The 6903-nt window shown below is 43.8% G+C and carries 6 protein-coding genes; all 6 read left to right on the top strand.

The window, feature by feature from the left end; translation table 11 throughout:
• Window positions 1-1214 (top strand): amidohydrolase (locus LJD61_RS12855; protein WP_255227956.1); only part of this gene is annotated, 1214 nt, incomplete at its 5' end.
• Window positions 1215-1302: 88 nt separating this feature from the next.
• Window positions 1303-2208, top strand: coding sequence for a phosphate acyltransferase (locus tag LJD61_RS12850; protein WP_255227955.1), 906 nt, complete (start codon window positions 1303-1305; stop codon window positions 2206-2208).
• A gap of 17 nt (window positions 2209-2225) precedes the next feature.
• Window positions 2226-3302, top strand: coding sequence for a butyrate kinase (gene buk / locus LJD61_RS12845; RefSeq protein ID WP_255227954.1), 1077 nt, complete (start codon window positions 2226-2228; stop codon window positions 3300-3302).
• A 4-nt stretch (window positions 3303-3306) separates the two neighbouring features.
• Window positions 3307-4533 carry an MFS transporter gene (locus LJD61_RS12840; RefSeq protein ID WP_255227953.1) on the top strand — a complete coding sequence of 409 codons (1227 nt, stop codon included), beginning with the start codon at window positions 3307-3309 and terminating at the stop codon, window positions 4531-4533.
• A 50-nt stretch (window positions 4534-4583) separates the two neighbouring features.
• Window positions 4584-5525, top strand: coding sequence for an amidohydrolase family protein (locus LJD61_RS12835; RefSeq protein WP_255227952.1), 942 nt, complete (start codon window positions 4584-4586; stop codon window positions 5523-5525).
• Window positions 5526-5566: 41 nt separating this feature from the next.
• A complete protein-coding gene (locus LJD61_RS12830) occupies window positions 5567-6790 on the top strand; it encodes an MFS transporter (RefSeq protein WP_255227951.1) in 1224 nt (407 codons plus the stop codon).
• Window positions 6791-6903: the final 113 nt, after the last annotated feature.

The following is a 6903-nucleotide window of genomic DNA, read 5'->3' as shown; positions in this document are numbered from 1 at the left end:
ACCTTGTATGCAACAGCAAAGCCCTGGAATTGGCAGGTATAGATAAGAACTATCCGGAAGTACCTTTTAGTGTAGGTTCTATCCTTCGAACAACCGAAGGTGAGCTCACAGGCCGCTTTGTCGAATGGGGAGCAGAGAATATACTGCTTAAAGCTTGCCCGATCCTCAGTGATAAAGAACTTGAAGATTGCATTATACGTGCACAGAAGGCAGCAAATGCACAGGGTATCACAAGTCACAATGATATCCTTGGCGAGGGTGGGGAACACTTGTTCCGTGGAACATGGGGCTCACGTGTTATCAACATATATGAAAAAATGCGTGAAGAAGGCAAGCTTACCGCACGTGTTGACATCAACATCTTCTCTTCAATACTTGGAGAAGCAAGTTATGATGCGATTATTCGAGGGACAGACCGTATACAACTGCCGGTGCTTAAGGATAGAAACTGGGTAAAAGCAGAAGCAATCAAGTTCTTTGTTGACCTTGGCGGCCCGCAGTGGCTGCGCCCTGAGTACGACCGCCCAGAAGGAGCAGGCAGAAGTGCTTGGAATGGTACAAATGAGGAACAGGCAGAGGAGATCCGTCGTACGATTATTGAGCTCCATCGTAAAGGGTGGCAGATAGGTATTCATGCAATGGGCGGACGCTCAATGGATGTATGCGTTGATGCAATGGCAGAAGCAAACCAACTATACCCTGGCAGGGATTTGCGCCACTTTTTGATTCATGCTGATGATCAGACGAAGAAATGCGCAGCAAAGATGGCGAAAAACGGAATACTTGCAGCGATACAGCCTACAGCGGCAAATATCGTCTTTGGATGGAACACTCCCGTTCTTTCTGATAGAGATGAAATCTTTAATTATCAAGCATATGCGGATCTTGGAGCAATTCAGACAGGCGGTTCAGATTCAACTTGTTTTTCTATGAACTGGAGGCAGGGAATGCAGTTTGCTGTTACGCGCACAACTCCGGCAGGTGTTTCGGCCCGCACCGATCTGGGAATGAAGCGTGAGGATGCCGTCAAAATGTACACCATCAATGGTGCGTATCAGGAGCACATGGAGCATATCAGAGGATCAATTGAGGTCAACAAGGTTGCAGACTTCCAGATTCTCGACGGTGACATCTTCACATGCCCTGCAGACGAGATCGGCAGCATAAACGTTGTAATGACAATTTGCGGCGGTAAAGTTGTTTATGAGGCCTGATCATATTGTATTATACTGTTCACTCACAGCAGATGGGGCTTTCAGCTTCCATTTGGCTGTGCGGCATCAAATAAAGGAGAGCTAGATTATGGTATATAAAAATTTTAACGAGCTAATTACTCATGTAAAATCAAGTGCTATCGCAAAACGGGTAGTGGTAGCGGCAGCACAAGATGAGCATACTTTGGACGCTGTGCTGAAGGTAAGGGATGAGGGCGTTGTTGAGCCTGTTCTGGTAGGTGATAGAGCAAAAATCCTTGAAATTCTTGAGAAGCTTAATGCCGTCGTTCCGGATGAAGATATTTATGATGCACTGCAATTCTCGGAGGCTGCTGCTTTGTCGGTAAGCCTGGTACGCAACGGTAAAGCAGATTTTATCATGAAGGGCAAGCTGGAAACAGCAGACATTCTTAAAGCAGTTGTAAACAAGGAGACGGGTCTTGGAATGGGGCGCACTATGTCCCATATTGCCATAAATCAAATCCCTTCCTATCACAAGCTGCTTATCACAACTGATGGTGGGATGCTTCTCGCCCCTACACTGGAGCAAAAAAGAGATGTGGTGATTAATGCGGTATCAGCTTTGCGGTCAATGGGATATGACAAACCAAAGGTAGGTATTCTTGCGGCATCAGAGAAAATTAACCACAAGCTGCAGGATAGTGTGGATGCAGCAGCGCTTAAAGAAATGAATCAAAATGGGGAAATAGAAGGATGCATCGTTGAAGGACCTATTTCCTTTGATATTGCAATGATAAAGGAGCGTGCTGTCACAAAGGGATATGATAGTCCTTGTGCAGGTGATGTAGATGTTCTCGTGGTGCCGAATATTACAGCAGGGAATATACTGGGGAAAAGCCTGGTAGAGATGGCAGGGGCAAAAATGGCAGGGCTTATTATAGGAGCGAAATGTCCTATAGTAGTTACTTCACGCGGTTCTTCAGCGGAAGAAAAGTATCTCGCTCTTAATCTTGCAGCAGCAATGACAAAATGAAAAGGGGGGCAGGTTATATGAAAAAAGAGCGTATTTTAGCTATTAATCCAGGCTCGACCTCCACTAAAATAGCTGTTTATGATGATGAACTGCCGTTGTTCGTAAAGACTATTGAACATGATAAGGAAGATTTGATGGCATTTGCCGAAATTTTTGATCAATATGAGTACCGTAAGGAGCTTGTACTTAGAACCATGGAGGAAAAGGGCATCACTCGTGATACTCTAACAGCCGTGGTTGCACGGGGAGGATTGTTGCCGCCGGTACCGGCCGGTGCCTTTGAGATCAACGATGATATGGTCTGGCAGCTTCATTATAAGCCCCAAAATGAGCATGCATCAAATCTTGGTGCTCCGATAGCATATGCAATAGCTAATGAATTAGGTTTGAAGGCGTATGTGTATGATCCTGTTACTGTAGATGAGATGGAGCCGATCGCCAGGGTCACAGGCTTGCCTGAAATGTGCCGCAAAAGCCTCGGACATCCGCTTAACATGCGTGCAGCTGCACATAAGTATGCTGCTGAAGCAGGTATTCCATATGAAAAGCTCAATCTCATAATTGCCCACCTGGGCGGGGGAATAACGATTTCTCTGCATCGTCAGGGTAAGATGATTGACATGGTTTCTGACGAGGAAGGACCGTTCTCACCTGAACGTACAGGCGGGCTGCCTCTGTTTCAGACGTTGGAAATGGCTGCAGACGCAGGCAAGGACTTTAAAACTCTTTACAAATATGTCAAGACCAGGGGCGGACTGATGGGGCATTTGGGAACAAATGATGCCCGCAGCGTGGAGAAAAGAATTACAGGCGGTGACAAACATGCGGAGCTTATATATGAAGCAATGGCACACAATATATCCAAATTCATAGGCGGTCTTGCAACTGTAGTGCACGGTGAGGTTGATGCAATTATTATAACAGGTGGAATTGCACACTCTAAAATGATAACTGACTGGATAATAGAGCGTGTAAGCTTTATTGCACCTGTTGAGGTAATTCCGGGAGAGAACGAGATGGAGTCTATGGCTTCAGGAATATTGAGAGTTTTGCGCGGTCAAGAGCAGGCAAACATCTTTATTAAGGTAGAGTGATTTTATGGATAAGAATAAGAAAAGCACCCCTCAGGTGATTAACGGCAAACGATGGCTATATGTAATAAATGGCTTTATCTTGCTTTTGTTCCTTGGATTGATTTATGCATGGTCAATATTTGTAGCACCGCTGGAGGCAGAATTTGGCTGGAGCCGGTCTGAAACTTCAATGGCGTTTACCATCTGCATGTGCCTGTTTTGCATTGGGGGGTTTGCATCTGGCATTATATCTAAAAGTAAATCACCTCGCTTTATAATATGGATGTGCGCAATATTTGTGCTTGCAGGTTTTTTAGCAACGGCGCGTATTAGCTCACTTATAGGACTATATATTTGCTATGGCGGCTTTGTAGGCTTTGGTGTTGGACTTGCATATAATGCAGTTATCAGCACAGTTACCAAATGGTTTCCTGATAAAACAGGGCTTGTGTCCGGGGTGTTGCTTATGGGTTTCGGTTTTGGAGGCATGGCGCTTGGCACAGCCAGTACAGCACTTATTGAAATTTTAGGGTGGCGGAATACTTTTACGGGGATAGGTATTGTTTTTGCTGCTTTGATCGTAATCAGCTCTTTCCTGATTAAGCCGCCCTCCGACGAAGTCATACTCCCTAAAGCGGAAAAAGGACAAAATGATACTGTTCAAAGCCGTGATTTTACCACAAAGGAGATGCTGTGGACCACCTCATTCTGGATGATATTTACTTGGGCTGTGGTGCTTACTTCAGCAGGTCTTGCGATGATAGGACATGCATCACCTTGTGCTATAGACATGGGAGTATCTACAGCGACTGCGGCGGTATTTACCGGGCTTATATCTGTATTCAATGGCAGTGGACGTGTTGTGATAGGCATAATATTTGATAAAATAGGCCGAAAGAAAGCCATGATGATTGTAAGCGCAAGCTTCATAGTTTCTGGTTTCGTTCTAATGGCTGCCCTTGCATTTAGAAGCATCCCACTGCTAGTCGCAGGGTATATATTCACTGGCTTTTCTTATGGTGGAATAATGCCATGCAATTCAACTGTGATAAGCAGCTTTTATGGACATAAAAATTATGCCATGAACTTTTCCATGATTAATATGAATATAATAATAGCTTCACCTCTCGGACCTTTTCTTGCGGGCGTGCTGCAAACAACCAGCGGCTCTTATTTTACTACTTTCGTTGCGATGGCGATATTCGGAGCAGTGGCTTTTGTTCTGAATTTATTTATTTCACACTATGATTAGTTTTTCGAAGCCTTGGATTAAAGAAAAATAGAAAGAAAGGATGTAATAAAATGAGAAGGATAATTGATTTTCACACTCATTTAGGCGACATTTTCCATGAGAACAAGAGTATTGCTTTTAAACGGCCGGGTATTGTCAAGCATCCCGATGGTTTTGATCCTTTTGAGGATCTTGAACAGTCCGGTTTCACACGCCCTCTGATTGTACCTGATATAGAGGCGCAAAATGTACTTATTGACGCAGGTCAGTACCGCATATGGGATCGCGCTAATATCTTTACAACTGGAGAAATTATGGACAAGACCGGAATAAGTTACATGGTTTCAATGCCTATAATGCCTAACACAAGTTTTGAGGAGGCGCTTGCGGCTTCCAAACTGGATCCCCGCTTCATTCCATTTACATGTCCTGATTTTGATTTGCCTGACGAACAAATGATGGCAAAGCTTAAAAAAGACATTGCACTAGGTGCCAAGGGCCTGAAAATCCATCCCATCATCCAAAATATAGAGATCACAGATCAACGCTGCGAAGCGCCGATAAAACTATTTGGAGAGCTGGACATGCCCATTTCCTATCATTGCGGCGTCAACGATTACTATAAGGCTGATTCCCCCTACTTGTCTCTTACTAATCTGAACTATGGTGCACTGGATTATACATTTAAACTTCTCAAAAAATTCCCTGATTATGTAATCATTCCTGCTCACGGCGGCGGCTCATGCGGGGGAGAACTGGAAGCATTGGCAGAGGCTGTTAAGAAAAACGGATACAAGAATGTATATGTTGAGATGAGTCATCGTGGTGCAGCTGATATCGTTAAGTCAGTGGAGCTATTCGGGGAAGATCGTGTAATGTTTGCAACAGATTGGCCTTTTGATACTTGCGATTGTAATATCAAATGTGCAGAAGAAGCACTTGGTGGAGACCCTGTAGCCCTGGATAAATATTTTTATCGCAATGCAGCACGTATCTTACATCTAAATTTTTGATATAGATAACTTTTTAAATAATTGTAAATGGGAGGTATAATATGAAAACTCAAAATAAATGGTTCATGTTTATTATTTTGTTAATTTCCTCTATTACAGTTGGCTTGTCACAGCTAAAAATAGCTGCTGTATTAGGCTCGGTAGCTGAAAGCCTTGGCGTATCTGTCTCTCAGGCTGCTCTGCTGATGTCTTTGTTTACAGTTGCGGGCATTGTGCTTGCAGTCCCCGGAGCAGCGATCATGGCAAAGACAGGCTCGAAAAATTTGTTGCTTGCTTTGATGGCATCTTTGGTCCTCGGAAATGTTATGGGTGCTCTTGCAAACTCATTTAATGTTATGATGATCAGCCGTGTTATCGAGGGAATTTCCTATGCAATGATCATCATGGTAGGAATAGACATGATAAGCGTATGGTTTGCCGACGGTGGAGCGGGCACTGCTACAGGTATATTTAATACTTTTGCGGCAGCAGCAAATTTTATTGCTATGAACGCAAGCATTCCGATCATGCATGCAATGGGTCTTAAAGCGCTTTGGTGGACAATTGCTGCTGTTGCTGCCGTATGCTTCATTCTTGTTCTCCTCTTTATAAGGATACCCGAACGTGTTTCCGCAATCGCCAATGAGTCCGTGCCTTTAGATAGCGGTGCTTCAATTGGTGAGGCACTAAAGAACGGCCCTGTTCTTGTTATGTGCTTGCTCCAGCTTTGCCTGGCATTTGTTCTATTCGGCTTCATTACATGTTATCCTCAGCTTTTTACAGGCTATTACGGACTTCCGGAAACACAAGCCAATTTCTATTCGAGTCTTAACGGCTTGTTCGGCATCCCTGTTTGCATTATTTGTGGTATCGTAGTTGAGAAAACAGGCAAGCCTTTTACGGTAGCAATGATCGGTGCAATTGGATGTATTGTACTTTGCCTTACAATACCATATCTTACAGCAAGTACATATATCGCACATGTTATAGTGAGTGCCATATGTCCAGGCGGTTTGGTAATGACATCAGTGTTTATTATTGTTCCCCAGCTTACTGAGCGTCCTGCCCTGATCGGTTACAGCATGTCCTTTATTAACTTGATGTACTACATAGGTGTATTTGCTTCCACTCCTGTGATCCTTGGTGCAGCTAACGGCGCAGGCGGATGGAAGTCTGCTTCGCTCCTTATGACAGCTGCTTCTGTCCTTGTTTTCATATTCGCTATTGCTGCATCTGCAATGTCAAAAAAGAACAAAGTTTCAAACAAAGCAGCAGCACAAGGTTAGAAACTGGCTTAATATGAATCCTGTTTTGCAAGTTATTGCACTTCAAGGTAATACGCAGTAAAAAGAAGTATTTATATGTATTTTGCCTGAACATAAAAGTATTGCCGATACCA

The sequence above is a fragment of the Lutispora saccharofermentans genome, assembly GCF_024363565.1.
GTDB lineage: Bacteria > Bacillota > Clostridia > Lutisporales > Lutisporaceae > Lutispora > Lutispora saccharofermentans.
The sequence above is the reverse complement of the archived record's forward strand: the minus strand, read 5'-3'. Positions and strand labels throughout refer to the sequence as shown.

Bases quoted from the DNA above. Each gene is read 5' to 3' on its own strand.
- buk (WP_255227954.1), top strand. From the start codon at position 2,226: ATGAAAAAAGAGCGTATTTTAGCTATTAATCCAGGCTCGACCTCCACT.
- LJD61_RS12840 (WP_255227953.1), top strand. From the start codon at position 3,307: ATGGATAAGAATAAGAAAAGCACCCCTCAGGTGATTAACGGCAAACGA.
- LJD61_RS12850 (WP_255227955.1), top strand. From the start codon at position 1,303: ATGGTATATAAAAATTTTAACGAGCTAATTACTCATGTAAAATCAAGT.
- LJD61_RS12830 (WP_255227951.1), top strand. From the start codon at position 5,567: ATGAAAACTCAAAATAAATGGTTCATGTTTATTATTTTGTTAATTTCC.
- LJD61_RS12835 (WP_255227952.1), top strand. From the start codon at position 4,584: ATGAGAAGGATAATTGATTTTCACACTCATTTAGGCGACATTTTCCAT.